This window comes from Streptomyces sp. RerS4 (assembly GCF_023515955.1).
GTDB lineage: Bacteria > Actinomycetota > Actinomycetes > Streptomycetales > Streptomycetaceae > Streptomyces.
Genome location: NZ_CP097323.1, coordinates 62472 through 87774, shown reverse-complemented (window position 1 = coordinate 87774; position 25303 = coordinate 62472). Strand labels below are relative to the sequence as shown.

Genomic DNA, 25303 nt, shown 5'->3' with positions numbered 1-25303 from the left:
TCGCCCCGCGCCGGCGGGTCACCGCGGTCGCGGTGGTGTTCCAGCGTGCCGTGCGCGGTTCGCCGGCCACGGCCGGTACGGGCGGCGGGGGCAGGCGCCTGACCTGGGCTGCGGTGGCCCGCCACGCCGGGGGCGAGGACCCCGGGATTCACCCGCCCGGGGGGTGGGGTGCGGGGATCGGGGTTGACGTGAAGGTGCTGTCCTCCCAACCTAGCGGGGCCTGGCGCCCGTTGCCCGACGTACGGGCGGCTCACGCCTGAGCGGTGAGGACGAGGGCGGCGATCGAGGCGCCGAAGACCACCACGTGGCGGGCGTTCTGCAGGACCCACACCCAGCCGGGGAAGCCGCCCTCGGCGGCCTTGAGCAGGGCCGCGACGTCGATCCGGGCGAGCTCCTCGTCTCCCTTGCGGGCGAAGGCGGCGGTCACGGAGGAGACGGCGGTGAGGTTGCTGTGGAGGATCACGCAGTTGATCAGCAGGACGATCGACTGGAGGACCCAGGTCACGCCGGCCGCCCAGGAGCCGCCGAAGAGGTGGAGGCCGGCGGCGAGCGCCATCGACGCGGCGATCGAGACGGGCGCCCAGGTCTCGTGCCCGCCGGCGTCGAAGCGCATCCCGTTCTCGGCGAGGACGCCGGGCCGCACGCCCTGGCGCCGCAGTTCGGTCTCGGCGGCGACGGTGGCCGCGGCGCCGAAGCGGTGGCGCACCAGCGGGATGCTGAGGAAGGCGGTGGCGACGAGCAGCTGCAGTACGGCGATGGAAGCGTGCATGACGAGATCCCCTCGGGCGACTTGAACTAAGTACAAGAGGACTGTAGACCGGGACTTGAACTAAGTGCAAGCAGGTACCGGCCTCGTGCCTGAACTTTGTGCAAGAAGGGATCGCCCGCCTATCGTGAGCCCATGGCACGCGACACCCTGACGCAGGAACACATCGTCTCGACCGCGATCGAGCTGCTCGACGAGGAAGGCCTCGAAGGCCTCAACATGCGCAGCCTCGGCAAGCGCCTGGACTCGGCGGCCACGGCGGTCTATTGGCACGTCAAGAACAAGGACAACCTGGTCCTGCTCGCGGCCGACCACGTGTGGCACGAGATCGAGCTTCCCGACCCCGAGGCGCTCGGCTGGCGCGAGGCGGCCACCCGACTGGCCGGCGGCCTGCACGCGATGCTGGGCCGCCACCCCTGGCTCGTCCCCGCCTTCGGCACGTACCTCTTCTACGGGCCCGGCAAGGCGCGCTACGACGACCTGTGCCTCGCCACCTACGAGAGCGCCGGCTTCACCGCCGCCGAGGCCGACCGGGCGGCGGCCACCGTCTTCACCTTCGTGCTCGGCAGCGCCCTGAGCGCCGCCTCCGAGGCCTCGCTGACGCGGCGTCTCGGCCGTGACGGGGACGACGCGAAGGCGCGGTTCGAGGAGACGATGACGAAGGCGGCCGAGGTCGCCCGCCGCTTCCCCCGGCTACGCGCCCGCCTGGACGCGCCGGAGGCCAACGCCTACGCCGCCGCGCCCGAGGGTTCCTTCGAGTTCGGCCTCCAGATGCTGCTCGGCGGCCTGGAGGCGGAACTCGCGGGCCGGCCGGCGCGCTGAGCGGGCGTCGTCGCGCCGGCGTCGGGCATCAGGCGTCAGGCGTCAGGCGTCGCCCCTCGTACCGCCACGGCGAGGGCCCTGCTCACCCGTCGCCTCGTCCGCCAGCAGGAGCTTCTTCTGCGGCTTGCCCATGGCGTTGCGCGGCACGGCCGCGACGAAGCGCACCTCGCGCGGGCGCTTGTGCACCGAGAGGTGGGCGGCGACGAAGTCGGTCAGTTCGGCGCCGGTGACGCCCTCGGCGACGACGAAGGCGACGATCCGCTGTCCGAGGTCGGCGTCCGGGACCCCGACGACGGCGGCCTCGCTCACCTTGGGGTGGTCCAGCAGGGCGTTCTCGATCTCGCCCGCCCCGATCCGGTAGCCGCCGGACTTGATCATGTCGATGGAGGCGCGGCCCACGATCCGGTGGACGCCGTCGGCCAGGTCGACGGCCGCGATGTCGCCCGTACGAAACCAGCCGTCCTCGGTGTACGCGGCCGCCGTGGCCTCCGGGCGGCCCAGGTAGCCGGCGAACAACGTCGGTCCCGTGAGCTGGAGTTCCCCGATGTCGGCGCCCGGCTCGGCAACGATCCGGGTGCGGATCCCGGGCAGCGGGGTGCCGACCGTGCCGGGGCGGACCTCGCCGCCCGCCCGGCCGCTGATGGTGATCAGCGTCTCGGTCATCCCGTACCGCTCGACGGGGCGGTGGCCGGTGAGCCGTTCCAGGTCCCGGAAGACGGGCGCGGGCAGGGCGGCGCTGCCGGACACCAGCAGCCGCGCCCCCGCCAGCGCGGCGGCGGCGCCCGGGTCGGCGGCGATTCGGGACCAGACGGTCGGCACCCCGAAGTAGAGGCTGCCGCCGGCCTGCGCGTACGCCGTCGGGGTGGGGCGACCGGTGTGCACGAGGCGGCTGCCCGTGCGCAGGGCGCCGAGCACGCCGAGGACGAGGCCGTGGACGTGGAAGAGCGGGAGCCCGTGCACGAGGGTGTCCTCGGCGCTCCACTGCCAGGCCTCCGCGAGCGCGTCGAGGTCGGCGGCGAGGGCGGCGGCGGTCAGGACGACGCCCTTGGGCGGGCCGGTGGTGCCGGAGGTGTAGAGGACGAGCGCGGGGTCCTGAGGACGCGTCGTCGTCCGTGCCGAAACCGTCGCCCGACGGGCGAAGTCGACAACCACCTCGATCGCGCCGGAGTCCCGCAGGATGTGCTCGCGTTCGGCGGGGCCGGCGTCGGGCGGCAGCGGGACGCACGGCACCCCGGCCAGCAGCCCGCCGACGACGGCGGCGACGGTCTCCAGCGAGGCGGTCGCGGTGACGGCGAAGGCGGGCGCGCCCGCGATGTCGGCGGCCACGGCGCTCGCCGCGCCCAGCAGTTCCTCGTACGAGGCGGTACGGCCGGCGACGGTGAGGGCGTCCGCGCGGTCGCCGTACGTCCCGTCCAGGGCGGTCAGCACGCGGCAACTCCCTTTCGGTGGTGGAAGGCCAGGCTACGCGGCCGGCACCTGAGCCCCGGCCGGGCGGGGGTACGGGCCCCGGGCGGGGGCGGCCGTAGGATCGGCGGCGAAACGACGTTGCACGAGACGTTGCACGACCGGATTTCGACTACGCGGGGGAGACCTACGTGGAAACGGCACGGTTCGCGTCACTGATCGCCGCGACGATCACCATGGGCCTGGTCAGCGGCCTGTTCTACGCCTTCACCGTGGCCGTCATGCCCGCCCTGCGCGGCGCGGACGACCGCACGGTCGTCGACGTGATGCAGCGGATCAACGTCTCGATTCTGAACGGCTGGTTCCTGCTGGGCTACCTCGGCGCGCTCGTGTTCACCGGCCTCGCCGTCGGCCTGCACCTGCCGGCCGACGCGCGGGGCGCGCTCGGGCCGCTGATCGGTGCGTTCGTGGCGTACGTCCTGGCGATGATCGTCACCGGCCGGGTGAACATCCCGCTCAACAACGCCCTGGCCCAGGCCGGCCCCCCGGACCGCCTCCCCGACCCGGCGGCCGTCCGCCGCGCCTTCGAAACCCCCTGGACCCGCGCCAACCTCTGGCGCACCCTCCTGTGCACCCTGGCCACGGCCCTCCTGGCCTGGGCCCTGCTCCTGACCACCACCTGATCCCGCCGGGCGCGGCGGGAGGCGCCGGGGCGCAGATCACCGGAGGCCGCCCGAGCCGGGCCATCCGCCACACCGTCCGCCAACTCGGCCAGTGCGGCAAGCGTCTGCATGGGCAGCGGCATCGTCCCCGCTGCCGGCGTCGTGCGTCCTTCCTCGCCCGAGGTGGTCATCGAACCCCGCCTCATCTCATGCCGGGTCACCTCGCGCACCCCACTTGCACTTTGTTCAAGAGTCGCCTAACGTCCCACTTGAACAAAGTGCAAGTCAGTCGCGGAGACCACTGGAGGGGAAAGCACCATGACGAAGGCTCAGGAGACGCTGTCGGAGTTCGTACGGGCGACCGCCGAGAAGTTCGGGGTGCCGGGGGCGGCCGTCGGGGTGTGGGTGGACGGGCGGGAGGTGTTCGCCTGCCACGGGGTGACGAGCCTGGAGAACCCGCTGCCGGTGGACCCCGACACGGCGTTCCTGCTCGGTTCGGTCAGCAAGACGTACACGGCGACCGCCCTGATGCGCCTGGTCGCCGACGGCCGGATCGAACTCGACGCCCCCGTACGCCGCTACGTGCCGGAGCTGAGGCTCGCCGACGAGCGGGCCGCCGCCGGGATCACCGTGCTGAACCTGCTCAACCACACCTCCGGCCTGGACTGGAACCTCGTCAACGACACCGGCGCCGGCGACGACGCGCTGGCCGCCTTCGTGGCGGAGTTGGACGGCCTCGCGCTGATCGCCGAACCCGGTGCCCGTGCCTCGTACAGCCAGGCCGCCTTCAACCTGGCCGGGCGGATCCTGGAGAACGTCACGGGGATGACGTACGAGCGGGCGCTCGCCACCCTCGTCCTCGAACCCCTCGGGCTCACGCACAGCTTCTTCGACCCGGCCGCCGCGATCACCCACCGCTTCGCCGTCGGCCACAACCCGGGCGCGGACGGCGCCCTCGCCGTCGCCCGGGAGTGGAAGGGCACCCGCGCCAACAACCCCGGCGGCGGCATCGCGAGCTCCGTCGCCGACCAGCTGCGCTGGGCCCGCTTCCACCTCGGCGACGGCCGCGCCGAGAGCGGCGAGCGCCTGCTGCCCGCCGAGGTGCTGCACCGGATGAAGGAGCCGACGGTGGAGCTGCGCGGCAGCAGCCTCGGCGACGCCTTCGGCATCTGCTGGTTCCTGCGTGACGTCGACGGGGTGCGCACCGTGGGCCACGGCGGTTCGGTCAACGGCCAGTTCGCCGAACTGCTGACCGTGCCGGAGCGCGGCTTCGCCGTCGCCGTGGCCTCCAACGCCGGCCCGGACGCCGGGCTCCAGTTCAACCAGGCCGTGGTCCGCTGGGCCCTGGAGCACCACCTCGGCGTGGTGGACGCGGACCCCGAGCCGCTGCCCTACGACCACGACCGGGCGCTGGAGGCCGCCGGGGACTACTCCATCGACGCGATGACGCTCACCATCGCCACCGACGGCGAGCGGCTGACCCTGGCCGCCGCGATCAAGCCCGAAGTCCGCGCGGCCTCCGACACCGAGCTGCCCCCGGACTACCAGCCGGCCCCCATGGGCCTGCTGCCCGGCGACGGGGACGAGTACATCGTGCTCGGCGGCGGCCTGTCGGGCCAGCGCGGCTTCTTCACCCGCGACGCCTCCGGCACCATCACCGGCGCCGACCTGGCGGGCCGCCTCTTCCCCCGCGCCCGCCCGTCGGCGTAGCCGCCCCGGCTACCGGTCGACGGCCGTGGAGGACGAGGGCGCACCCCCGGAAATGCCGGACGCCGGCGGGTGGGGGGAAGGCCGCCGGCGTCCGGAGTGGGTGGGGGTGCGGGTGCGGGGTGGGTTAGATGAGGCCTTGGGCGAGCATGGCGTCGGCCACGCGTTCGAAGCCGGCGATGTTGGCGCCGGTGACGTAGTCGCCGGGGGCGCCGTGGCGTTCGGCGGTCTCGTACGCCGTGTCGTGGATGCGGCGCATGACCCCGGCGAGTTCCTCCTCGACGCGGGCGAAGGGCCAGGCGGAGCGGGAAGCGTTCTGGCTCATCTCCAGGGCGCTGGTCGCCACCCCGCCCGCGTTCGCGGCCTTCGCCGGGCCGAAGGCGACGCCGGCCTCGCGCAGGACGCGGACCGCGCCGGGGGTGGTGGGCATGTTGGCGCCCTCGGAGACGGCCTTGACCCCGTTGCGGACCAAGGTGAGCGCGTCGGCCTCGGTCAGCTCGTTCTGCGTGGCGGAGGGGAGGGCCACGTCCGTCGGCACGTCCCAGACGCTGCCGCCGGCGACGTAACGGGCGGAGCCACCGCGCCGCTGCGCGTACTCGCTGACGCGACCGCGCTCGACCTCCTTGATCTGCTTCAGCAGGGCGAGGTCGAGCCCCTTCTCGTCGACGACGTAACCGCCGGAGTCGGAGACGGTCAGCACGTGGGCGCCGAGCGCCTGCGCCTTCTCCACCGTGTACAGCGCCACGTTGCCGGAGCCGGAGACGGTGACCTGCTGGCCCTCCAGGTCCTCGCCGCGCTTCTTCAGCATCTCGGAGGTGAAGAGGACGTTGCCGTAGCCGGTGGCCTCGGTGCGGGCGTACGAGCCGCCCCAGCCGATGCCCTTGCCGGTGAGGACGCCGGCCTCCCAACGGTTGGTGATGCGCCGGTACTGGCCGAAGAGGTAGCCGATCTCGCGACCGCCGACGCCGATGTCACCGGCGGGGACGTCGGTGTGCTCGCCGAGGTGGCGGTGCAGTTCGGTCATGAAGGACTGGCAGAAGCGCATGACCTCGGCGTCGCTGCGGCCGCGCGGGTCGAAGTCGCTGCCGCCCTTGCCGCCGCCGATCCCGAGGCCCGTCAGGGCGTTCTTGAAGATCTGCTCGAAGCCGAGGAACTTCACGATCCCGAGGTTGACCGACGGGTGGAAGCGCAGGCCGCCCTTGTACGGGCCGAGCGCGCTGTTGAACTCCACGCGGAAGCCGCGGTTGACCTGGATGGCGCCCCGGTCGTCCGTCCACGGCACCCGGAAGATGACCTGCCGTTCCGGTTCGGCGATGCGCTCCACCACCTTGGCCTCGCGCAGCTCGGGGCGGTCCGCGAAGACCGGTGCGAGCGTCTCGATGACCTCCCGCACGGCCTGGTGGAACTCGGGCTCACCGGGGTTGCGGCGCTGGATGTCCTCTTCCAGCGTGGCGAGCCAGGAGGCGGTGGCGGGGTCCGTGCGGGGTGTCGACGCCATCGTCGGCTACCTCTTCTTCCTCTTCATGTTCTTCGTGTTCGTGTTCGTGTTCGTGTTCGTGATGGTGAGGGGTCCGTCGATGCTGCCGTATACGTGCGCGCCGAAGTAAGGGGTTCGCCCGGTCCTGAGCGCGTCGTAGGAGCCGAGGGCGGCGGCGAAGCCGGGGGTGGGAACGCCGGCGCGGGCGGCGGTCGCGACGACCGTGCGCCAGGCGGCCTGGGCGTCTGCCCACACGCGGACGTGGTCTCCCTCGGCGAGCCGGTCGAGGAGCGCGGCCCGCGCCATCACCTTGGAGGCGTACAGCGCCTGTTCCACCTGTACGGCGAACCGTGCCGCGTCCTCGGGATGCAGTTCGGTGGGCGCCGGGCCGGGCAGTCCGGCGGCGGAAGCCGGGGCCGGCGGCGCGGGGAGGGCCCCTACGGCGCCGGAGGCGGGCGGGCCGAGTTCGGGGCGGGCCGCGTGCCAGGCTCGGAAGGTGGCGGCGATCGCGTCGGGGGCGAAGCCGGCGACGTCGCGCAGCAGGTCGTGGGCCTCGGCGTCGAGCCGCGTGTCGACGTGGGCGAGGTCGGCCGGCGCCGTCGTGACGACGCGTCCGGCGCCGTCGGGGCCGGTGTGCGCGGGGGCGGGCATTGCTCCGTCAACTCCTGGGCTCGGGGCTCGGCTCGGGACTCGGCTCGGGGAGGGGCGCGCGGGGGCCGCCGGGCACGTCCACGTCCGGGCGTCCGGCCCCCGGGGGTTGGGGCCGGACGCGGCGGGCGCGGCGGTGCGGTGGATCGTACGGGGTTCCGCGCGGCCTTCGAATGGTTCTAGGCGCCGCCCACCGCCGGGTCATCCCCCGCCCACCGCCCGCCGGCGGGGAGGGCCGGGAGGGTGATGGCGGTGACGATGAGCCCGTCGCGCACCAGCCAGCTCCCGTCGAACGCGTCCAGCCGGACCCCGCCGACCACCGGCCCGGGGACCAGCAGCCGGGCGCGGAAGGTGGACCAGGCGGGGTCGACGGTGATCTCGGCGTCCTCGAAGTCGAGCCAGCGCCCGGTGAGCGGGTACCAGACCTTGTACACGCTCTCCTTGGCGCTGAACACCAGCCGTTCCCACTGCACGTCGGGCCGGCGGGCGGCGAGAGCGGGCAGCCAGGCGCGCTCCGCCGGCACGGTGACGAGCTCGGCGACGCCGGCGCTGCGCAGCGGCAGGTTCGGTTCGGCGTCGATGCCGATCGCCGCGGCCCGGTCGGCGGGGGCCACGACGGCGGCACGGTAGCCGTCACAGTGGGTCATGGCGCCGACGAACCCGGCGGGCCAGCGGGGGGCGCCCTTGGGGTCGCGCAGGATCGGCGCGGGGTCGACGCCCAGCTTCCCGAGGGCCTCGCGCGCGCAGCGGCGTACGGTGGCGAACTCCCCGCGCCGGCCCTGCTGGGCTCCTTCGACGAGGAGTTCCTCCTCGGGGAAGAGCTCCGCGAGGGCGCCGGGGTCGTCGCCGAAGGATTCGACGGCGACGGCGTCGGGGGTGAGCAGTTCTTCGATCATGCCGGGACCTCGATCACCACGGGAACTTCGATCACCACGGGAACCTCGATCACGACGGGCGCTCCGCGAGGATGCGTACGGCGCCGGCGGGGCCCGCCGCGCGCTGCTTCCACTCGCGCGGGTAGCCGAGGGAGACCTCGTGGTGCGGGATGCCGTCCTGCCGGATCAGGCGGGGGATGTGCAGGTGTCCGTAGACGACGGCCGCCGCGCGGAAGCGGACGGGCCACTCCTCGGTGGCTTCGGTGCCGCACCACAGGGCGAACTCGGGGAAGCGCAGGATGCGGGTGGGTTCGCGGACCAGCGGATAGTGGTTCACAAGGACGGTCGGCAGGTGGTCGGGGATCTCGGCGAGCCGCGCGGCGGTGTGCTCGACGCGCGCCCGCGACCAGGCCTGGCGGCTGGGGTAGGGGTCGGGGTGGAGATAGAACTCGTCGGTGCACACGACGCCCGCCCGGTCGGCGATCTCCATCGCCTCCTCGTGCGTACGGGCTCCGGCGGGCCGGAAGGTGTAGTCGTAGAGGAGGAAGAGCGGGGCCACGACGACGGGGCCGCCCACTCCCTCCCACACCGGGTACGGGTCCTCGGGGGTGGTGACGCCGAGCCCTCGGGCCAGCTCGACGAAGTGGCGGTAGCGGGCCTCGCCGCGCAGTTGCACCGGGTCGTCGGGGGTGGTCCACAGCTCGTGGTTGCCCGGCGCCCAGACCACCTTGGCGAAGCGCTCGCGCAGCCGGTCGAGGGTCCATTCGAAGTCCTCGACGGTCTCGCTGACGTCGCCGGCGAGCAGCAGCCAGTCCTCGTCCGTCTCGGGCCGCAGGCCGTCGACGACCTTCTTGTTCTCCTGGTGGCGGACGTGCAGGTCGCTGATGGCCAGCAGCCTGCCGGAACCTGTCGGCATCAGGCCGCTCCGAGCGCGTCGACGCGTCCGTGGCGCAGCGCGGCGCGCACGACGGCCGCCACCTGGGGAACGCTGTGGTCGAGGTAGAAGTGCCCGCCGGGCATGATCCGCAGGTCGCTGGTGGCGGTGGTGTGCACCCGCCAGGCGGCGGCGTCCTCGACGGGGACGACGGGGTCGCGGTCGCCGACGAGGACGGTGAAGGGGACGTCCAGGGGCCGGCCGGGCTGCCAGGCGTAGGAGCCTATGGCCTTGTAGTCGGCGCGCAGCGGCGGCATCACCATCTCCAGCAGGTCCGGGTCCTCGAAGACCTTGCCGACCGTGCCGCCGAGCTTGCGGATCATGGCGATCACCTTCTCGTCGGTGTCGAGCCGGTCACTGGCGCTGCCCAGCGGGGTCGGCGCGAAGCGGCCGGAGAGGAAGAGCCGTTCGGGGGCGGGCAGTTCGCGTCGGGCCAGTTCACGGGCGAGTTCGTAGGCGATGACGGCGCCCATGCTGTGCCCGAAGAAAGCGTACGGGCGCCGGTCGCCGGCGGGGGTCGTGGCGGCGCCGAGTTCGGGGGTGAGTTCGTCGGCGAGCGCGGTGACGAGCCGGCCGATGTCGTCCATCGCGGGTTCCATGCGGCGGTCCTGACGTCCCGGGTACTGGACGGACACCACGTCGAACTCGGGGGTCAGCTCCTGGGACAGCGCCAGGAAGGCGCTGGCGGCGCCGCCCGCGTGGGGGAAGCAGATCAGACGGGTGTCGCTGTCGGGTGCCGGACCGAACCTCCGAAACCAGTCACTGGCCATGTGTCTTCTCTCCTTCAGCGTTTTGTCGACTCGGCTTCCAGGGTCCGTCGAGCCGCTGGACCGGCGGTCGAGAGGTACCGGACGGCGAATCCAGACGGTGTGGTCCGCTTGTCGAAGCCCGGTCCGGGCGCGGTCCGGGCGCGGTCCGTAGGGGGAGCGGGCGGTGGGCGGGGGGTTACCGCGCCGTGAGACGGCGTGGCCAGACTGCAACCGTTTCTCGCCACTCACCGTTCCTTTTCCCCCTCGCTCCCTTCCGCCCGCCCCTGGAGGCGCATGTCATGTCCAGTTCAGCCGCATCCAATTCAGAACTTGCGTCCGGCACGGAAAGACGGCAGCTGACCAGAGGTCAGATCGTCGGCCTGGCCGTCGCCAGCATGATCCCCGCGGTCGGTCTCGCCGCGGTGCCGGCCCTGATGTTCGTCTCGGCCGGCAACGGCAGCTGGCTCTCCGCCCTGCTGTCGGCCGCCGTCACCACCTTCGTCGGCCTGTCCGTCATCACGTTCGCGCGCCGCCACGTCGCGGGCGGCTCGCTCTACTCCTACCTCTCCCTCGTCTTCGGCCCGTGGGCCCGCCTGGTGGCCGCCGCCGCCCTGCTGCTCGGCTACGCGGCGATGATCGCGGGCATCACGATGGTCATCGGCGTCTACGTCGGCAGCTTCCTGCTGTCCCAGGGCTACGCGGGCGGCCTGGAGTTGCCCGTACAGCTCGCCGTGTACGCCGTCGCCCTGCTGATCGCGGTGTTCTTCGCCCGGCGCGGCGTGGACGTGTCCGTGCGCGCCGCCGTGGTGCTGATGGCCGTCGCGATCCCCGTCGTCGGCGTGGTCGTGGTGGCGAGCGCCACCACCACCGGCCTGCACCTGGCCGAGCAGTTCTCCTTCGAGGGCGGCTTCTCCTCCAGCGGCGTCTTCCAGGGCATGGCGGCCGGCGCCACCTTCCTGATGGGCTTCGAGAGCTGCGCCGCGCTGGCGCGGGAGACCAAGGACCCCAAGCGCGACGTGCCGTTCGCGGTGCTCGGCATCCCGGTGCTGCTGGGCGTGGTGTACCTGCTGGCGACGATCCTCCAGGTGCCCGGCCTGTTCGCCTCGGCGGAGAGGCTGGCGCAGGGCATGTCGCCGGCGGCGGCGCTGGCGCTGAACGCCGGTCTGGGCGAGACCTTCGCGAGCGCCACGGACCTGGTGCTGGCCGTCGCGACGTTCGCCGGGCTCATCGGCTTCGTCAACTTCGGCGCGCGGTTCGTCGCCACCCTCTCCGACGACGGTCTGCTGCCGCGCCGGGTGGGGCGCCCGGACCCGAAGCACGGGTCGCCGGCGACCGCCGTGGTCACCCTGTCGGTGATCGGGTTCGTGGTGCTCGCCGTCGCGGTGATCGCGTACCCGGATTCGCTGCTGTCGGTGTACTCGGCGCTGGCGACCCTGATCGTCTACCTGTGGGTGTTCCCGTACGTGCTGATCTGCGCGGCGCACGTGGTGCTGCTGGCCCGGGAACGGGCGCGGCGACCGCTCGCGTACGTGACGGCCGTGCTCGGCGGCGCGGCGATGGCCTGGGTCTACCTCAACGGGTGGGTCAACCCGCCCGCCGCTCCCGTGGACGCGATGTCCTGGGTGGCGCTGGCCCTGATCGCCGTCACCCTGGTGGCCCTCACCCTCGGCCGGCGGGGCCGGACGGCGCCCGCCCCGACGCCGGCGCCGGCGCGGGACGTGTCGCCCCCGCGCGGGTCGGCGAGCGACGCGGACCGCGTCCGCGCCTGACCCGGACGGCCGACGGGCCCCGGTCCCACCGCCTGAGCGGGGCCGGGGCCCGTTGCCGTACGGGGTGCGCGGCGCGGATCAGGCGGTGTTGCGCCAGGTCGGCTGCGCGCCCGCGGCCCAGGAGGTGGCCGCGCGGCGGAGGGCCGACGAGGGGGTCCAGCGGGCCGCGGCCCGCGCCTGCTCCTCCTCCGCCGCCCGGACCGCCTCGGCGGTACGGGCCGCGAGGACGGCGGAGAGGGCCACGGCGAGCGCGGCCACCTCGTGCGCGTCGGGGGAACCGCTGGTGATGCGCCAGGCCGGCGCGGAGAGCATCTCCGACGTGGCCCGTTCGTCGGTGTCGTGCGCGGACGTGCCGGCGGGCGTGCTGACCGCTCGAAGCATCGGGGTCCTTCCTCTCCTACTGGGGCTGGTTGCCGTGCTTGCGGCTGGGCAGCGGGGCGTGCTTGCCGCGCAGCACCTCCAGGGCGCCGATCAGCGCCGCGCGGGTGTCCGCCGGGTCGATGACGTCGTCGACGAGGCCGCGCTCGGCCGCGTAGTACGGGTGCATCAGCTCGTCGCGGTACTCCGCGATCCGCGCGGCCCGGGTGGCCTCGGGGTCGTCGGAGGCGGCGATCTCGCGGCGGAAGACGACGTTGGCGGCGCCCTCGGCGCCCATGACCGCGATCTCGTTGATCGGCCAGGCCAGCGCGATGTCGGTGCCGATGGAACGCGAGTCCATCACGATGTACGCGCCGCCGTAGGCCTTGCGCAGGACCAGCGAGATGCGCGGGACGGTCGCGTTGCAGTACGCGTACAGCAGCTTGGCGCCGTGCCGGATCACACCGTTGTGCTCCTGGTCGACGCCGGGCAGGAAGCCGGGCACGTCGACCAGGCTGACCAGCGGGATGTTGAAGGCGTCGCACATCTGCACGAAGCGCGCGGCCTTCTCCGAGGACTCGATGTCGAGGACGCCGGCCATGTTCTGCGGCTGGTTGGCGACGATGCCGACGACGTTGCCGCCGAGTCGGGTCAGCGCGCAGATGATGTTCGGCGCCCAGCGCTCGTGGACCTCGAAGAACTCCCCGTGGTCGGAGATCTCCTCGATGACCTTGTGCATGTCGTACGCCCGGTTGGGGTCGGCCGGCACCAGGTCCAGCAGCGACTCCGTACGCCGGTCCTGCGGGTCGTCGGCGAGCTCGGCGGGCGGCAGTTCGCGGTTGTTGGAGGGCAGGTACGACAGCAGGTGGCGGACCTCCTCCAGGCAGTGCTCCTCGTCGTCGTACGCGAAGTGCGCGACGCCGGAGACGGAGGCGTGCACGTCGGCGCCGCCGAGGCCGTCCTGGGTGATCTGCTCGCCGGTGACCGCCGCGACGACGTCGGGGCCGGTGATGAACATCTGCGAGGTGTCGCGGACCATGAAGACGAAGTCGGTGAGCGCCGGCGAGTACGCCGCGCCGCCCGCGCAGGGGCCCATGATGACGCTGATCTGCGGGATGACGCCCGAGTTGCGGACGTTGCGCTGGAAGATGCCGCCGTAGCCGGCCAGGGCGGTGACGCCCTCCTGGATACGGGCGCCCGCGCCGTCGCAGAGCCCGACGATGGGGGCGCCGGCCTTCTCCGCGAGGTCCATCAGCTTGTGGATCTTCTGGGCGTGCGCCTCGCCGAGCGCGCCGCCGAAGATGCGGAAGTCGTGGGCGTACGCGAACACCGGGCGGCCGTTGACCTGGCCCCAACCGGTGACGACGCCGTCGCTGTGCGGCTTCTTGTCCTCCAGGCCGAAGCCCGTGGCGCGGTGCCGGCGGAACGCCTCCACCTCGGTGAAGGTGCCCTTGTCGAAGAGCAGTTCCAGGCGCTCGCGGACGGTGAGCTTGCCCTTGTTCTTCTGCGCCTGCGTGGCCTTCTCACTGGGGCCGGCCTCGACCGCCTCGCGCAGTTCGGCGAGTTCCGCCACCCTCGACGCCATGGTCGCGGCCGCCGGAGGTCCGAGCGGCGCTTCCTCGACGATGCTCATGCTTGTCCTTTCGAAGAGAACTTCCCCCGTCGCGCACGTGAACGCGGCAGACGCAGCACATCCTGGCCAGTGCGGATACAGGTCCCCTCGAACCGCTCTGGAGGAGGGGACCCGCTCCAGGAACGCTCAGGCGCTCAGCGCTCAGCGCTCAGCACTCAGCGCTCAGGCGCTCAGCCGGTCAGACCCGCCAGGCCCCGGCGGTGGCCGCGTCCTTGACGAAGTCGGCGAAGTCGCGGGCGTCCCGTCCCAGCGCCCGCCGGACACCGTCGCTGACCTTGGCCTCGCCGCCGCTCGCGACGGGGTGCAGGGCCGCGGCCCACAGGGCGGCGTCGGGGGCGGAGACGCCCTGGGCGACGAGTTCGCCCACGAACTCGTCGGTGGACAGGGCGGTGTAGGAGGCCTTGCGGCCGGTGGCGGCCTCGATGAGGGAGAGCACCTCGTCGAGCGCGACGGGGCGGGGCCCGGAGAGTTCGTAGACCTGCCCGTCGTGGCCGTCCTCGGTCAGCGCGGCGACCGCGACCGCCGCGATGTCCTCGACGTCGATCCAGGTGGCCACGCCGTCGCCGGCGGGCAGGCGCAGCTCGCCCGCGAGGACGCCCTCGTTGAAGAAGCCCTCGTCGAAGTTCTGGGCGAACCAACCCGGGCGCAGGATCGTCCAGGCGAGGCCGGACTCGCGGACGGCGGCCTCGCCGGCGAGGAAGGCGTCGCTGGTGGAGGAGTCCTCGCCGTAGTAGCCGGGGGTCTCGACGCCGCGCGCGGAGAGCAGGACGAGGCGGCGCACGCCGGCGCGCGCCGCGGCCTCGGTGAACTCGCGGGTGCGGGGCGCGGTGTCGTTCTGGACGATGTAGACGCCGGCGACGCCTTCGAGGGCGGGGCCCCAGGTGGTGTCGTCGAGCCAGTCGAAGCGGGTTTCGCCCTTCCGGGAGGCGGACTTGACCGGAATTCCACGCTCCGTGAGTTGGCGCACGACCCGACGACCGGTCTTTCCGGTGCCGCCGATGACAAGTACTGGATTCTGATTCATGCGGCCGATGGTAAATCAGGGAATTGCTCCGAAATACCCGCCGATGAGCGGCCGATGACCATCCGGTGGGGACCCGGGGGCACCATCACACTTGCGACCCCATCCGCAGCGGCCGCGTCTGACATAAAGAATCGGGAGCTACCTGAATGACTGCCCTCACGAACAAGACTGCTCTGGTCACCGGTGGCAGCCGGGGCATCGGCCGCGCCATCGCCCAGCGGCTCGGCAAGGAGGGCGCCCTCGTCGCCCTGACGTACTCCAGCGACGAGGCCGCCGCCAAGGAGACCGTCGACGCGATCGAGGCCGCGGGCGGCCGCGCCTTCGCCTTCCGCTCCGCCCTGGGTGTGGCCGGCGACGCCGACGCCCTGTGGGAGGCCTTCGACGCGGAGATCGGCAAGCACTCCGACACCGCGGGCCTGGACATCCTGGTCAACAACGCCGGCATCGCGGGCCCCGGTCTGATCCACGAGGTCACCGAGGCCGACTACGACAAGGTCTTCGCGATCAACGCCAAGGCCCCCTTCTTCATCATCCAGAAGGGCCTGGAGCGCCTGCGCGACGGCGGCCGCATCATCAACATCTCCTCCGGTGTCACCAAGGTCGCCTTCCCCGGCATGACCTCCTACGCCGCGAGCAAGGGCGCCGTCGAGGTGCTCACCCTGACCCTCGCCCAGACCCTGGGTTCGCGTCAGATCACCGTCAACGCCGTCTCCCCCGGCACCATCGAGACCGACATCCACCCGTGGATGGCCGACCCGGCCGCCAAGGCGCACGCCGCCGGCTTCTCGGTCTTCAACCGCGTCGGTCAGCCGGCCGACGTCGCCGACGTCGTCTCCTTCCTGGCCTCGGACGACGCCCGCTGGGTGACCGGCCAGAACATCGACGTCTCCGGCGGCTCCGGCCTCGGCATCTGACGCCGGACCGGTCGACCGGAAGGCCGCCGCCTCCCCACCGCACGGGGGAGGCGGCGGCCTTCGTCGTGCCCTGCGCGCCGGCGTGGACGCGTACGCGACGTGGACACGTACGCCGCGCGGGCACGCGAAGACCCCCGGGCCGAGGGGATCACCCTCGGCCCGGGGGCCCGTCACCGCAGAGGCGTTCGGGGTCCGATCAGACGTTGCGGATGGACAGGGTGTGGCGGAAGACGTTCTTCGGGTCCCACTTGTTCTTGGCCGCCTGGAGCCGGCAGTAGCCGTCCTTGAAGTACAGGGGCTCCCAGCCGATGCCGGAGGTGTTGAGCGCCGGGTCGGCGAGGTCGGCGTCGGCGTAGTTGATGAACGCGCCGTCGTTGACCCCGCCCGGACGCGGCACCCCGCCGGTGGCGGCGAACACGTCGCGGTAGAACTCGCGGATCCACGCGAGGTTGGCCGCGTCCTCCGCCTGGGTCGCCCACAGGTTCACGAACAGCATCTTGATGATGGAGTCGCGCTGCGCGGTGGCGGTCGCCGAGGAGGCCGGCAGGTTCGCCGCGCCGCCGTAGCCGGCGATCTCCACGAGGGCCGCGGAGTTGTTGTAGTCGGTGCGCGTGAGGTGCTTGTAGAACGCCTTGATCTGCGCGTCCGGCATGGTGCGGCGCAGGTAGGCGGACTTGGCCTTGAAGCGGCCCTTGCCCTCGAAGCCGGAGCCGCCGAGGCCCGGCCAGTTCAGGACGTTGTACAGCCAGTCGACGCGCTTGCGGGTGTCGACGCGGTAGGTCAGGCCCGTGCCGGCGACGATCGCGGCGAGGTAGTTGTCCAGGAGGGCGTCCGCGTTGGGCAGGGCGGTGTCGATCTGCGAGCTCATCAGGAACTCGCCGGCCAGCTTGTGGCGGGGCTTGATGGCGCTGAAGAGCTTCGCGTACGGCGACGTGGCGGAGGCGTTGGCCTCGTGCCAGGCCGTGAAGTTGCGCAGCAGTCGGGTGAAGGCGGCCTCGGTCATCCCGTTCCAGGAGAAGGCGACCTCGGAGACGATCAGCTCGCGGGGGGCCTTCGGGAGCAGGGTGGTCGGGTCGTTGCCGGTCGCGGTCGGGCTGCGGAACCAGTAGCGCGTGACGATGCCGTAGCTGCCGCCGCCGGCGCCGGTGTGGGCCCACCACAGCTCACGGTTGGGGTCGTTCGCCTCGCGGGTGGCGACGACCTTGCGGGCCACGCCGCCGGCGTCGACGTGCACGACCTCGACGGCGTACAGGTGGTCGACGGTGACACCGTGCGAGCGGGCCAGCGGGCCGTAACCACCACCGGGTATGTGGCCGCCGACCGAGACGGTCGGGCAGGTGCCGCCGGGGATGGTGACGCCCCAGTTGGTGTAGAGGGTCTGGTAGACGCTGCCCAGCTGGGCACCGGCGTCGACGGCGATGGCCCCGCGGGCCGTGTCGTGCGAGATCCCGGTCATGGCCGAAATGTCGATGAGGACACGGATGTTGGCGTTGCTCGTGAAGTCCTCGTAGCAGTGGCCACCGCTTCGGACGGCGAACCGCAGACCCTTGTCGAGGGTCTCCTGCACGGCCTGGACCACCTGGTCGGCCGTGCTCGCCACGAGCACGTAGTTGGGCGTGCCGACCCAGCGGCCGTTGGCCCCGGCCACCAGGCTCGCGTAGCGCGGGTCGGACGGCGTGACCGTGACCAGCTGCGACGAGGCGATGCCGGCGGCGGCCGTCGGCTCGGCGGCGAACGCCTCACCCGCCCAGCCGCCCAGGGCGATGGCCGCGCCGCCGGCGGCCGCGGTGTTTCTCATGAACACGCGGCGGGAAACTCCGGTCATTCCGTGTACCTCCACGAGGAATTGGTTCTCGAGCGCGGAACTCGACATCACGCCGCACACCTGGTGGAGGCGGGGTGGAATCAATGGCCGTGAGTCCCTGTGAAACCACAAATTATCGGCCAGACGCCACCGTCGAGTAATCCTTGACCAATTCCGGTTGTGAAGGGGATTCGAGTCCGGTGGGCAAGGAGAATCGAGCCGGACCCGAGCGGCCTCGAAAGGCGATTCAGACGGCCCAGACCCCGGCCAGAGAGGATCCCGCGAGCGGATCGAGGCGCAGGGCGGGCCCGAGGGCCTCGCGCGTGGCGTCGCAGAGCTGGATCTCGCCGGCGGGGGCGAGTTCCAGCAGGCACTGGCAGGTGTCCAGCAGGGCGCCGTTGACGGACGGCGCGGCGGTGGGGTCGTCCGGCCGGAAGCGCACCAGGGCGTTCCCGGTGGCCACGGCGGCGTGCAGGGTGAGGCCCTGCCAGGGGGTCGGGGTGAGGCCGGTGTCGGTCGTGGGGTCGGTGAGCCGGTCGCGGATGGCGGCGGCGGCGCGGACGGCCCGTACGGCGGTGCCCTCCTCGCCACCGGCCCGGAACAGGCCGAGCGAGACGGCTCCGATGGAGGTGACCGCGTCCCCGCCGAACCGTTCGATGCGGCGGCGGGCGACGGCGTTGACGCTCTCGAACATCTCGTCGAGGAAGTCGGGCGCGGCGCCCGCCAGGTCCGGGGTGATCCGGGTCTGGACGAGGAGGACGCTGATGCGCTGGCGCTCGGTGACCACCGGGCGGGCGGCGACGGGCTGCCGGCGCACCGGCGCTCCCCTGGGCTGGACCGGGCGGTCGGCCGGCAGCAGGCCGCGGGGGTGGGTGGGGACGGCGGCCAGCATGCGCCGCCGCTCCTCCGGGCGCTCCTCGCGCGGGTCCTCGTAGCGCTCGACGGGGTGCTGCGCGGGGCGTTCGGCCCCGTACAGGTCGGCGGCGTGGTCGAGGGCGCGGTCCAGGGGACAGCCGGCGTCGGCCCCGGCCGGCGTGGCGGCCGGGTGCTCCGGGAGCGGCGTCGGCGCGTGGGTCGCGCCCCGCGCCGCGGCCGCGTCCTCGCGCCGGCGCACCTGGCCTCCGGGTACGCCGACCGGGGCGGGACCGCCGAGGATGACCGCGGCCGGGGCGAGGTTGAGGGCGGGGTCGTGGGCGAGGATCGCCTGCTGGAGCCTGCGCAGTTCGTGGCCCGGCTCCAGGCCGAGGTCCTCGACGAGGGTGGCGCGGATGCGGTTGTAGACGCTGAGCGCGTCGGCCTGCCGGCCGCAGCGGTACAGGGCGAGCATCAGTTGGCCGGAGGAACGCTCGCGCAGCGGTTCGGCCTCGACCGTGGTCTCCAGCTCGCCGAGGACGGCGTAGTGCTGGCCGCAGCGCAGCTTCGCCTCGAAGTAGTCCTCCAGGACGTCGAGTCGGGTGTTCTGCACGGCCGTCAGCTCGGGCCACATCGTGCCGGTCTCCACCAGGTCCGACAGGACCGGTCCCCGCCACAGCTCCAGGGCCTCGCAGAAGAGGTTCGCCGCCTCGTGCGGGGCGCCGGCCGCGAGGCGGGCGCGGCCCTGACGCACGCGCTGACGGAAGAGGTGCAGGTCGACGTGGTCCGGATCGACGCGGATCATGTAGCCCGGCGCCCGGGTGACGAGCTCGGCCGGCGCCCCGTCGCCGGGCGCGCACTGGTTCAGCATGCCGCGCAGCCCCCACACGGCGTTCTGGAGGATCTTGCGGGCCGTGACCGGCGCGTTGTCCGCGCTCCACAGCGCGGTGAGCAGTTGGCTCGTGGGGACGACCTGATTGGCCTGTAAGAGCAGGTATCCCAGCGTGGCGCGCGGCTTGGTTCCGCCGAGCGGTACGGGCTGGTCAGCGGACATCACTTCGAGCGGACCCAACATCCGAAAGCGCATAACTCCCCCGGTCCTGCGAGCTGATACGTCATGCTCACTCGTTCAGGAGATTACAAACCAACACTCCGGTTTGTCAAAAGTGTTGTCGGGTACGGTCCTCCACCGCCGCGCCGGCCGAACGCGCCGCGTACCGAGGGTTTTTGAAAAACCAAAGGCCAGAGGGCCCGGGAGGGGGGACTCCCGAGCCCTCTGGCGGTGCTGCGACCCGGGGGGAGGTCGCATCACTGTGGGGTGGCTCACATGCCGCAGGAGGGAAGGGTGGCCGAAAAACGACCTTGAGAGCCCCTCAAACAGCACAAGCGGTTTGGTTTACGTGTACCCCGCACGCGGTCAGGCGACCGGCGCGAGGCTCGCCCCGTCCGTGTCACGGATGATCACGCAGACGTCGCGCAGGGCCGCCTCCAGCCGGTCGATCTCCTCGTCGGTGAGGTAGACGGACGGCTCGAAGCGCAGCGTGTTGACCGCGCTGGACGTCGGGAAGGTGCGGATGCGGTGCGCCCGCAGGATGTGGCCCGAGACGAAGTACCCGAAGAACCCGCTCTGGGCGACGGCCCGCAGCGGCTCGGACGCGGAGTCCGACTGGTCGTGGAACTCCAGACCCAGCATCAGGCCCCGGCCGCGCACCTCCTTGACCGCCTCGGGGAAGTCGTCACGGACCGCGCGCAGCATCGCCAGGAGCTTCTCGCCGCGCTCGGCGGCGCGCCGGTAGACCTCGCCGTCGCCGCGCTCCATGATCTCCAGCACCTTGAGGGCGATGAAGCAGGAGAAGCTGTCCTTGGCGAAGGTCGAGCTGTGCGCCAGCTCGAACTGCCCGTGGTAGAGCGGCTTGCGTACGAGCATCACCGCGGCCTTGGCGATGCCGCCGCCCAGGCTCTTGGCCAGGGTGTAGTAGTCGCCGCGCAGGCCCAGCCGCGTCGCGGCCAGGAAGCTGCCGGTGCGGCCCATGCCGGTCTGCACCTCGTCGATGACGAGCGGGATCGAGGCCTCGGCGCAGACCTCCTGGATCTCGCGCGCGAACTCGACGGTCAGCTCGTGGATGCCGCCCTCACCGAGGACGGGCTCCAGGACGAAGGCCACGAAGAGCGGGAAGTCCCGCTCGACGACCTGGACCTGACCGCCCTCGACGACGAGGTCGAGCAGCTGCGCCCGCTCCTCGTCGATGATCTTGCGCAGGGCGCCCGGCTGGTCGCGGGGGACGAAGCGGGACTGCGCGGCGAGCGCCTTGAACGGCAGCCGGTAACCCTCGTTGTGGGTGAGCTGCACGCTGCCGGCGAGCTTGCCGTGGAAGCCGCCCTCGGGGACGAGGAAGACGGGTTGGCGCGCCGCCTGCGCCTCGTTGCGGGCGACGACCTCGGTGACGAGGTCCTCGATGGAGGCGGCGACGCCGGGCGCGACGGTGGCCTCGCCGGCGGTGACGCGGGTGAGGACCTCCTCCACGTGCGCGGAGATCTCCTCGGTGAGGGCCGCCAGGCGCAGGCCGCGGTCGAGCTCGGCGTGCTTCATGGCCGCCTCGACGGCCTCGGCGCCGCTGTTGGCGAAGATGGCGTAGTACTGCTCGTCGTCGCCGCGCTCGCGCTGGAGGATCCGGTTGAGGACCTCGGCGACGTCGTTGGCGTACGGGTGGCGGGAGAACTGCGCGTGGACGGGCGTCTGCGCGTCCAGCAGTTCCTTGGCGTAGGCGTTGATCTCGGGGTTGTTGTGCCCGAGCATCAGCGAGCCGTAGCCGCCGACGAAGTCGAGTACGGGGATCTCCTGCCCGTCCTCGCCGCGGCGGTAGAGGGTGTTGCCCTCGCCGCGCACGTAGTCGGCGTCGAGACCGCCGGAGGCCAGGACGCCCAGCAGGAACGGCTCGGCGAACTCGGCGTTGGCCGTGGTGGGTTCGGTCGTCATGTCAGTCCCTTCAGGCGTTGGTGGTGGACTCTTCGCGGGCGGCCGGCGCGGCGCCGGCCTCTGCCTTGCCCTCCTCCGCCGGGGCCTCGGCGGCGCCGATGGCGGGGATGTGGCGCAGCATGGACAGCACGAGGACGCCGGTCACGACGGCGAGGCCGGCGCTGACCCAGGCCGTCGCCTGGAACCCGGAGGTGAAGGCGTCGCGGGCGACGGTCACCAGCTGCGCGCCGAGGTCGGCCGGCAGCGAGGCGGCGGCGTCGGTGGCGCCGCCGACCGTGTCGCGGGCGGCTTCGGCGGCCTCGGCGGGGATCCCGGCCGGGGCGTTGTCGTCGACCTGGCCGCGGTAGACGGCGACGGCGATGGAGCCCGTCACGGCGATGCCGAGCGCGAGGCCGAGGTCGTAGGCGGTCTGGCCGGTGGCGGCGGCGCTGCCCGCCTTCTCCGGCGGCGCGGCGCCGGCGGCCAGCGAGGTGCCGAGGACGCTGATCGGGGCGACGCCGAACATGATGACGGCGAGGCCGAGGGCGGCGGGCACGATGCCGTCCTTGTCGGGGCCGGCGATCCCGGTCAGCCAGAAGCCGGCCAGGGTGACGACGAGGCCCGCGGTGATGACGTAGGCGGGGCGAATCCGCTTGGCGAACACCGGGGTGAGCTGCGAGCCCAGGATGAGGCCCGCGGCTCCGGGCAGCAGCCACAGACCGGCGGCGAGCGGGCTGAGCCCGCCGGACACCAGCAGGTACTGCGGGACCAGGTACTCGACGCCGTTGAGCGCCATCATGCCGAACAGCAGGGTCAGCAGCGCGCCGGTGAAGGCGCGGGTCTTGAACAGCCGCATGTCGAGCAGCGGGACGTCCAGGGAGTTCTGCCGGCGGACGAAGACGATCGTGAAGACGGCGCCGATGAGGAGGGCGGCGAGGTTGCCGACGCTGAAGCCGGTCTCGGCGAACTTCTTGACGGCGTAGACGATCGGCAGGATCGCGGCGAGGAAGAGGACGACGCTGGCCAGGTCGATCTTCCCGGCGCCCGGGTCCTTGTACTCGGGCAGCAGCACCGGCGCGAGCAGCAGCGGCACCAGCATGACCGGGACGCCCATCAGGAAGACGGAACCCCACCACCACTGGTCGAGCAGCACACCGCCGATGACGGGGCCGATCGCGATGCCGACGGACAGGGCCGTGACCCAGGTGGCGATGGCGGTCGCCCGCTGACGGGCGTCCTTGAACATGTGGATGATCAGCGAGAGCGTCGACGGGAGCACCGCCGCGCCGGCGACACCCAGCAGGGCCCGCGCGAAGATGAGCATCTCCGGGCTGGTGGAGTACGCGGCGAGCAGCGAGGCGACGATCACGCCGACGGAGCCCAGGATCAGCAGCCTGCGGCGCCCGATCCGGTCCCCGAGGGTACCCATGACGACCAGGAACCCGCAGGTGAGGAACCCGTAGATGTCCGTGGTCCAGAGCAGCTGCGAGCTGGTGGGCCGCAGGTCGGCCGTGACGTACGGGGTGGCCAGCCACAGCACGCCGAGGTCGGCCGTCATCAGAGTCACCGGCAGCAGCAGGACGAGGAGTCCGAACCACTCCCGCGGCCCGGCCCGCAACTCCACCGCGGGAGCGGCGGTGTTCGAAGACATGGTTATCCCTTCATCATTTTTCTGTTGGAGTCGCTAGGGGGCCGTGCGGACCCGCCGGATGATCTCCGCGGCGACCGTGTCGGGGTCCTGCTGCGGTTGCCAGTGGGAGGTCTTCTCCAGGGTCACCAGCCGGTAGGGGCCGGTGACGTGGTCGGCGGTCTTGTCGACGGCCAGTTCGCTGACGGCCGTGTCGGTGCGGCTGTAGACGAAGGTCGTCGGGACGGGGACCGGGCCGAAGCCGAGGTCGTCGCCGAGGAGGTTGTTGGCCCGGTACCAGTTGAGGGCGGCGTCGAGCACACCCGGCTTGCGGTGCGTGGTGACGTAGCGCTCGATCTGGGCGTCGGTCAGGACGCCCTCGCCGGCCTGGGTGAACCAGGCGTACAGCTGCGCGCCGTCGTCGGCGAGGAAGTGCGCGGCGGCGCCCTCGGAGACGAGGAACTCCACGTACTGGGAGCTGTGCTGCTGCTCCTCGTCGACGCGGTAGGCGTGCTGGTACGCGTCGAGGTGCGGGATGGCCAGGGCGGTCAGGGTCCGCACCCGCTCGGCGTGGTGGGCCGCCAGGTACCAGGCGACGGCCGCGCCCCAGTCGTGGCCGACGACGTGGGCGGAGGTGATGCCCAGGGCGTCGAGCACGCCGAGCGCGTCGGCGGCGAGGTGTTCGAGACGGTACGCCTCCACCTCGGTCGGCCGGGCGCCGTCGGAGTAGCCGCGCTGGTCGGGCGCGACGGTGCGCAGCCCGGCCGCGTGCAGCAGGGGGGCGGTCTCGGTCCAGGACTCCTTGTTGTGGGGGAATCCGTGCAGGAGCAGGACGGGGACGCCGTCGGCCGGTCCGCTCACCTCGACGTCGAAGGTGAGGTCGCCCAGGGTGATCGCGGTCATGGTCACCCCTGCGTCGACGCCGCCGCGATGGCGGCCTCGATCTCCGGCTCGTGCAGGACGGCCGGCGAGTCGACGAGGCCGATGACGCGGGAGTAGGCGCGGGCGACGACGGCGTCGCGCGAGGCGGCCTCCTGGACCTGCGCGATGAACGCGTGGGCCTGCTGGACCTCCTCGGTGCGCTCGCCCTCGACCTCGGGGAAGCTGAGGTCGGCGCCGACGGCCATCTCCCAGCAGCCGTCGATGGCGTCGGCGGCGAGGTCCTTGAAGTACGCGATCGGGTCGGGGCGCTGTGCCTCGGCCGTGTGACGGCGCAGGACGAGGGAGCCGAGGGCGGCGACGGTCATGCCCTGGGCGTAGCTCGGGTTGAAGGAGCAGACGGCGTCGCCGATGACGAGCAGACCGGTGGGGAAGTCGCTCATGCGCTGGTAGTGGCGGCGCAGGTTGGTCGGGAACTTGTAGGCGACCGGCTCGTCGAGCGGCTCGGAGACCTGGAGGACCTCGTAGATGTCGGGGGCGGCGAGCGACTTGATGAAGTCGAGGAAGCCGTCGGGGGTGGTGGCCGGGTGGTCGCCGAGGATGCCGTAGGCGGTGACGATGGAGCGGCCGCCGTCGATCTTCTGGCAGATCGCGCCGCGCGGTATGCCCGCGGAGGCGACGGTGTTGATGGAGATGTTGCCCTCGAAGGCCTCGTCCGGGACCCGGTAGTAGCGGGTGGTGTAGCCGAGGCCGATCTTGTGCTTCTCCTCCTCGACGGCGTCGAAGCCGAATTCCTGGAGCCACACGGAGGTGCGCGAGCCACGGCCGGTGGCGTCGACGACGAGGTCGGCCTGGAGGGTCTCCTCGGTGCCGTCCTGGCGGCGGACGACGACGCCGGTGACCTCGCGGCGGTCCTCGGTGGTCGTCAGGCGCAGGATGTCGGACTGCTCCAGGAAGCTGACCTGCGGGAGGGCGAGCACGCGGTTGCGTACGTGGCGCTCCAGGAACGGGCGGCCGGAGGTGAGGGCGAAGAGGCCCGACTCGACCTTCTGGAGCCGCTTTCCGTTGATGATCCAGCGGACGTCGTCGGCCACGTCGCCGAGCTGCGCGCCGGCGGCCTTCATCTCCTCGGTGAGTCCGGGGAAGTACTCCTCGGCGATCTGCTGGCCGCGGGCGAGGAGGCCGTGCAGGTGGTGGCCCTGGGGAAGGCCTCGGCGCAGGTCGTTCGGACCGGTCAGCTCGTCACGGTCGACGACGACGACCTCCGCGAAGTTCTCGGAGAGGGCGCGGGCCGAGAAGAGGCCGGCCATGCTCCCGCCGAGGACGACCGCGCGACCTCCGGTCACGTTTCCGGCGGATCCGGGGGTGACCCCTTGGGAAGATGCAGCACTCACAGCGATCAGCTCTCCTTGAATTCGCATATCACTACAGCCCACCTCGAGCC

Annotated in this window: 21 protein-coding genes; 5 read left to right on the top strand and 16 right to left on the bottom strand. The window is 72.3% G+C overall.

The features are described from left to right. Positions 1 to 250: 250 nt before the first annotated feature. On the bottom strand, positions 251 to 769 hold the full coding sequence (locus M4D82_RS33235) for a hypothetical protein (RefSeq protein ID WP_249772574.1): 519 nt from the start codon (positions 767 to 769) through the stop codon (positions 251 to 253). 132 nt (positions 770 to 901) lie between these two features. On the opposite strand from M4D82_RS33235, the gene M4D82_RS33230 reads away from it, so the two are divergent. Then, positions 902 to 1588, top strand: a complete 687-nt coding sequence (locus M4D82_RS33230; RefSeq protein ID WP_249772572.1) for a TetR/AcrR family transcriptional regulator — start codon at positions 902 to 904, stop codon at positions 1586 to 1588. Between the two features lie 42 nt (positions 1589 to 1630). On the opposite strand, the gene M4D82_RS33225 is transcribed toward M4D82_RS33230, so the two are convergent. Then, positions 1631 to 3016, bottom strand: a complete 1386-nt coding sequence (locus tag M4D82_RS33225) for an AMP-binding protein (RefSeq protein WP_249772570.1) — start codon at positions 3014 to 3016, stop codon at positions 1631 to 1633. A 167-nt stretch (positions 3017 to 3183) separates the two neighbouring features. Here M4D82_RS33225 and M4D82_RS33220 point away from each other — a divergent pair, with 167 nt between their 5' ends. Beyond that, positions 3184 to 3675: an anthrone oxygenase family protein gene (locus tag M4D82_RS33220; protein ID WP_249772568.1), complete on the top strand. Its 492-nt coding sequence runs from the start codon at positions 3184 to 3186 to the stop codon at positions 3673 to 3675. A 297-nt stretch (positions 3676 to 3972) separates the two neighbouring features. Next, the gene (locus tag M4D82_RS33215; RefSeq protein WP_249772566.1) at positions 3973 to 5364 is read left to right on the top strand and encodes a serine hydrolase domain-containing protein; all 1392 of its coding nucleotides are present in this window, start codon (positions 3973 to 3975) and stop codon (positions 5362 to 5364) included. A gap of 124 nt (positions 5365 to 5488) precedes the next feature. Here the strand turns inward: M4D82_RS33215 and gdhA are convergent, their stop codons facing one another. The 5 genes from gdhA to M4D82_RS33190 all read right to left on the bottom strand — a co-directional run bounded on the left by gdhA (position 5489) and on the right by M4D82_RS33190 (position 10065). Continuing rightward, on the bottom strand, positions 5489 to 6859 hold the full coding sequence (gene gdhA / locus M4D82_RS33210; RefSeq protein ID WP_249772564.1) for an NADP-specific glutamate dehydrogenase: 1371 nt from the start codon (positions 6857 to 6859) through the stop codon (positions 5489 to 5491). A gap of 6 nt (positions 6860 to 6865) precedes the next feature. Continuing rightward, positions 6866 to 7489: an NADP(+)-dependent, decarboxylating phosphogluconate dehydrogenase gene (locus M4D82_RS33205; protein ID WP_249772562.1), complete on the bottom strand. Its 624-nt coding sequence runs from the start codon at positions 7487 to 7489 to the stop codon at positions 6866 to 6868. Positions 7490 to 7665: 176 nt separating this feature from the next. Further along, positions 7666 to 8382 carry a 4'-phosphopantetheinyl transferase family protein gene (locus tag M4D82_RS33200; RefSeq protein WP_249772560.1) on the bottom strand — a complete coding sequence of 239 codons (717 nt, stop codon included), beginning with the start codon at positions 8380 to 8382 and terminating at the stop codon, positions 7666 to 7668. A 49-nt stretch (positions 8383 to 8431) separates the two neighbouring features. After that, on the bottom strand, positions 8432 to 9277 hold the full coding sequence (locus M4D82_RS33195) for a metallophosphoesterase family protein (RefSeq protein WP_249772558.1): 846 nt from the start codon (positions 9275 to 9277) through the stop codon (positions 8432 to 8434). After that, on the bottom strand, positions 9277 to 10065 hold the full coding sequence (locus M4D82_RS33190; RefSeq protein WP_249772556.1) for a thioesterase II family protein: 789 nt from the start codon (positions 10063 to 10065) through the stop codon (positions 9277 to 9279). Before M4D82_RS33190 ends, M4D82_RS33195 begins: the two co-directional genes overlap by 1 nt. Before the next feature lie 278 nt (positions 10066 to 10343). On the opposite strand from M4D82_RS33190, the gene M4D82_RS33185 reads away from it, so the two are divergent. Next, the gene (locus tag M4D82_RS33185) at positions 10344 to 11813 is read left to right on the top strand and encodes an APC family permease (RefSeq protein WP_283844562.1); all 1470 of its coding nucleotides are present in this window, start codon (positions 10344 to 10346) and stop codon (positions 11811 to 11813) included. Between the two features lie 78 nt (positions 11814 to 11891). Here M4D82_RS33185 and M4D82_RS33180 read toward each other — a convergent pair whose 3' ends face one another. The 3 genes from M4D82_RS33180 to M4D82_RS33170 form a co-directional block, all read right to left on the bottom strand. Continuing rightward, positions 11892 to 12194: a hypothetical protein gene (locus M4D82_RS33180; RefSeq protein ID WP_249772552.1), complete on the bottom strand. Its 303-nt coding sequence runs from the start codon at positions 12192 to 12194 to the stop codon at positions 11892 to 11894. A gap of 16 nt (positions 12195 to 12210) precedes the next feature. After that, positions 12211 to 13803, bottom strand: a complete 1593-nt coding sequence (locus M4D82_RS33175) for an acyl-CoA carboxylase subunit beta (RefSeq protein WP_249772550.1) — start codon at positions 13801 to 13803, stop codon at positions 12211 to 12213. A gap of 178 nt (positions 13804 to 13981) precedes the next feature. Continuing rightward, entirely contained in the window at positions 13982 to 14827 is an 846-nt protein-coding gene (locus M4D82_RS33170; protein WP_249772548.1) for an NAD(P)H-binding protein, read from the bottom strand. Positions 14828 to 14973: 146 nt separating this feature from the next. Here M4D82_RS33170 and M4D82_RS33165 point away from each other — a divergent pair, with 146 nt between their 5' ends. Beyond that, positions 14974 to 15741 carry an SDR family oxidoreductase gene (locus tag M4D82_RS33165; RefSeq protein ID WP_249772546.1) on the top strand — a complete coding sequence of 256 codons (768 nt, stop codon included), beginning with the start codon at positions 14974 to 14976 and terminating at the stop codon, positions 15739 to 15741. Between the two features lie 196 nt (positions 15742 to 15937). Here M4D82_RS33165 and M4D82_RS33160 read toward each other — a convergent pair whose 3' ends face one another. The 6 genes from M4D82_RS33160 to M4D82_RS33135 form a co-directional block, all read right to left on the bottom strand. Further along, positions 15938 to 17566, bottom strand: coding sequence for an FAD-binding oxidoreductase (locus M4D82_RS33160; protein WP_249772544.1), 1629 nt, complete (start codon positions 17564 to 17566; stop codon positions 15938 to 15940). 226 nt (positions 17567 to 17792) lie between these two features. Next, positions 17793 to 19451, bottom strand: coding sequence for an AfsR/SARP family transcriptional regulator (locus M4D82_RS33155; protein WP_249772542.1), 1659 nt, complete (start codon positions 19449 to 19451; stop codon positions 17793 to 17795). Positions 19452 to 19814: 363 nt separating this feature from the next. Beyond that, the gene (locus M4D82_RS33150; protein WP_249772540.1) at positions 19815 to 21374 is read right to left on the bottom strand and encodes an aspartate aminotransferase family protein; all 1560 of its coding nucleotides are present in this window, start codon (positions 21372 to 21374) and stop codon (positions 19815 to 19817) included. Between the two features lie 10 nt (positions 21375 to 21384). Beyond that, positions 21385 to 23004: an MFS transporter gene (locus M4D82_RS33145; protein ID WP_249772538.1), complete on the bottom strand. Its 1620-nt coding sequence runs from the start codon at positions 23002 to 23004 to the stop codon at positions 21385 to 21387. Between the two features lie 33 nt (positions 23005 to 23037). Next, entirely contained in the window at positions 23038 to 23883 is an 846-nt protein-coding gene (locus M4D82_RS33140) for an alpha/beta fold hydrolase (RefSeq protein WP_249772536.1), read from the bottom strand. Positions 23884 to 23885: 2 nt separating this feature from the next. Then, entirely contained in the window at positions 23886 to 25253 is a 1368-nt protein-coding gene (locus M4D82_RS33135) for an FAD-dependent oxidoreductase (protein ID WP_249772534.1), read from the bottom strand. Between the last annotated feature and the right edge of the window lie 50 nt (positions 25254 to 25303).

Excerpts from the sequence above, each read along its gene's own strand:
- M4D82_RS33235 (WP_249772574.1), bottom strand. The coding sequence starts at position 769 with ATGCACGCTTCCATCGCCGTACTGCAGCTGCTCGTCGCCACCGCCTTC.
- M4D82_RS33230 (WP_249772572.1), top strand. The coding sequence starts at position 902 with ATGGCACGCGACACCCTGACGCAGGAACACATCGTCTCGACCGCGATC.
- M4D82_RS33215 (WP_249772566.1), top strand. The coding sequence starts at position 3,973 with ATGACGAAGGCTCAGGAGACGCTGTCGGAGTTCGTACGGGCGACCGCC.
- gdhA (WP_249772564.1), bottom strand. The coding sequence starts at position 6,859 with ATGGCGTCGACACCCCGCACGGACCCCGCCACCGCCTCCTGGCTCGCC.
- M4D82_RS33205 (WP_249772562.1), bottom strand. The coding sequence starts at position 7,489 with ATGCCCGCCCCCGCGCACACCGGCCCCGACGGCGCCGGACGCGTCGTC.
- M4D82_RS33200 (WP_249772560.1), bottom strand. The coding sequence starts at position 8,382 with ATGATCGAAGAACTGCTCACCCCCGACGCCGTCGCCGTCGAATCCTTC.
- M4D82_RS33195 (WP_249772558.1), bottom strand. The coding sequence starts at position 9,277 with ATGCCGACAGGTTCCGGCAGGCTGCTGGCCATCAGCGACCTGCACGTC.
- M4D82_RS33190 (WP_249772556.1), bottom strand. The coding sequence starts at position 10,065 with ATGGCCAGTGACTGGTTTCGGAGGTTCGGTCCGGCACCCGACAGCGAC.
- M4D82_RS33185 (WP_283844562.1), top strand. The coding sequence starts at position 10,344 with ATGTCCAGTTCAGCCGCATCCAATTCAGAACTTGCGTCCGGCACGGAA.
- M4D82_RS33180 (WP_249772552.1), bottom strand. The coding sequence starts at position 12,194 with ATGCTTCGAGCGGTCAGCACGCCCGCCGGCACGTCCGCGCACGACACC.
- M4D82_RS33175 (WP_249772550.1), bottom strand. The coding sequence starts at position 13,803 with ATGAGCATCGTCGAGGAAGCGCCGCTCGGACCTCCGGCGGCCGCGACC.
- M4D82_RS33170 (WP_249772548.1), bottom strand. The coding sequence starts at position 14,827 with ATGAATCAGAATCCAGTACTTGTCATCGGCGGCACCGGAAAGACCGGT.
- M4D82_RS33165 (WP_249772546.1), top strand. The coding sequence starts at position 14,974 with ATGACTGCCCTCACGAACAAGACTGCTCTGGTCACCGGTGGCAGCCGG.
- M4D82_RS33160 (WP_249772544.1), bottom strand. The coding sequence starts at position 17,566 with ATGACCGGAGTTTCCCGCCGCGTGTTCATGAGAAACACCGCGGCCGCC.
- M4D82_RS33155 (WP_249772542.1), bottom strand. The coding sequence starts at position 19,451 with ATGTCCGCTGACCAGCCCGTACCGCTCGGCGGAACCAAGCCGCGCGCC.
- M4D82_RS33150 (WP_249772540.1), bottom strand. The coding sequence starts at position 21,374 with ATGACGACCGAACCCACCACGGCCAACGCCGAGTTCGCCGAGCCGTTC.
- M4D82_RS33145 (WP_249772538.1), bottom strand. The coding sequence starts at position 23,004 with ATGTCTTCGAACACCGCCGCTCCCGCGGTGGAGTTGCGGGCCGGGCCG.
- M4D82_RS33140 (WP_249772536.1), bottom strand. The coding sequence starts at position 23,883 with ATGACCGCGATCACCCTGGGCGACCTCACCTTCGACGTCGAGGTGAGC.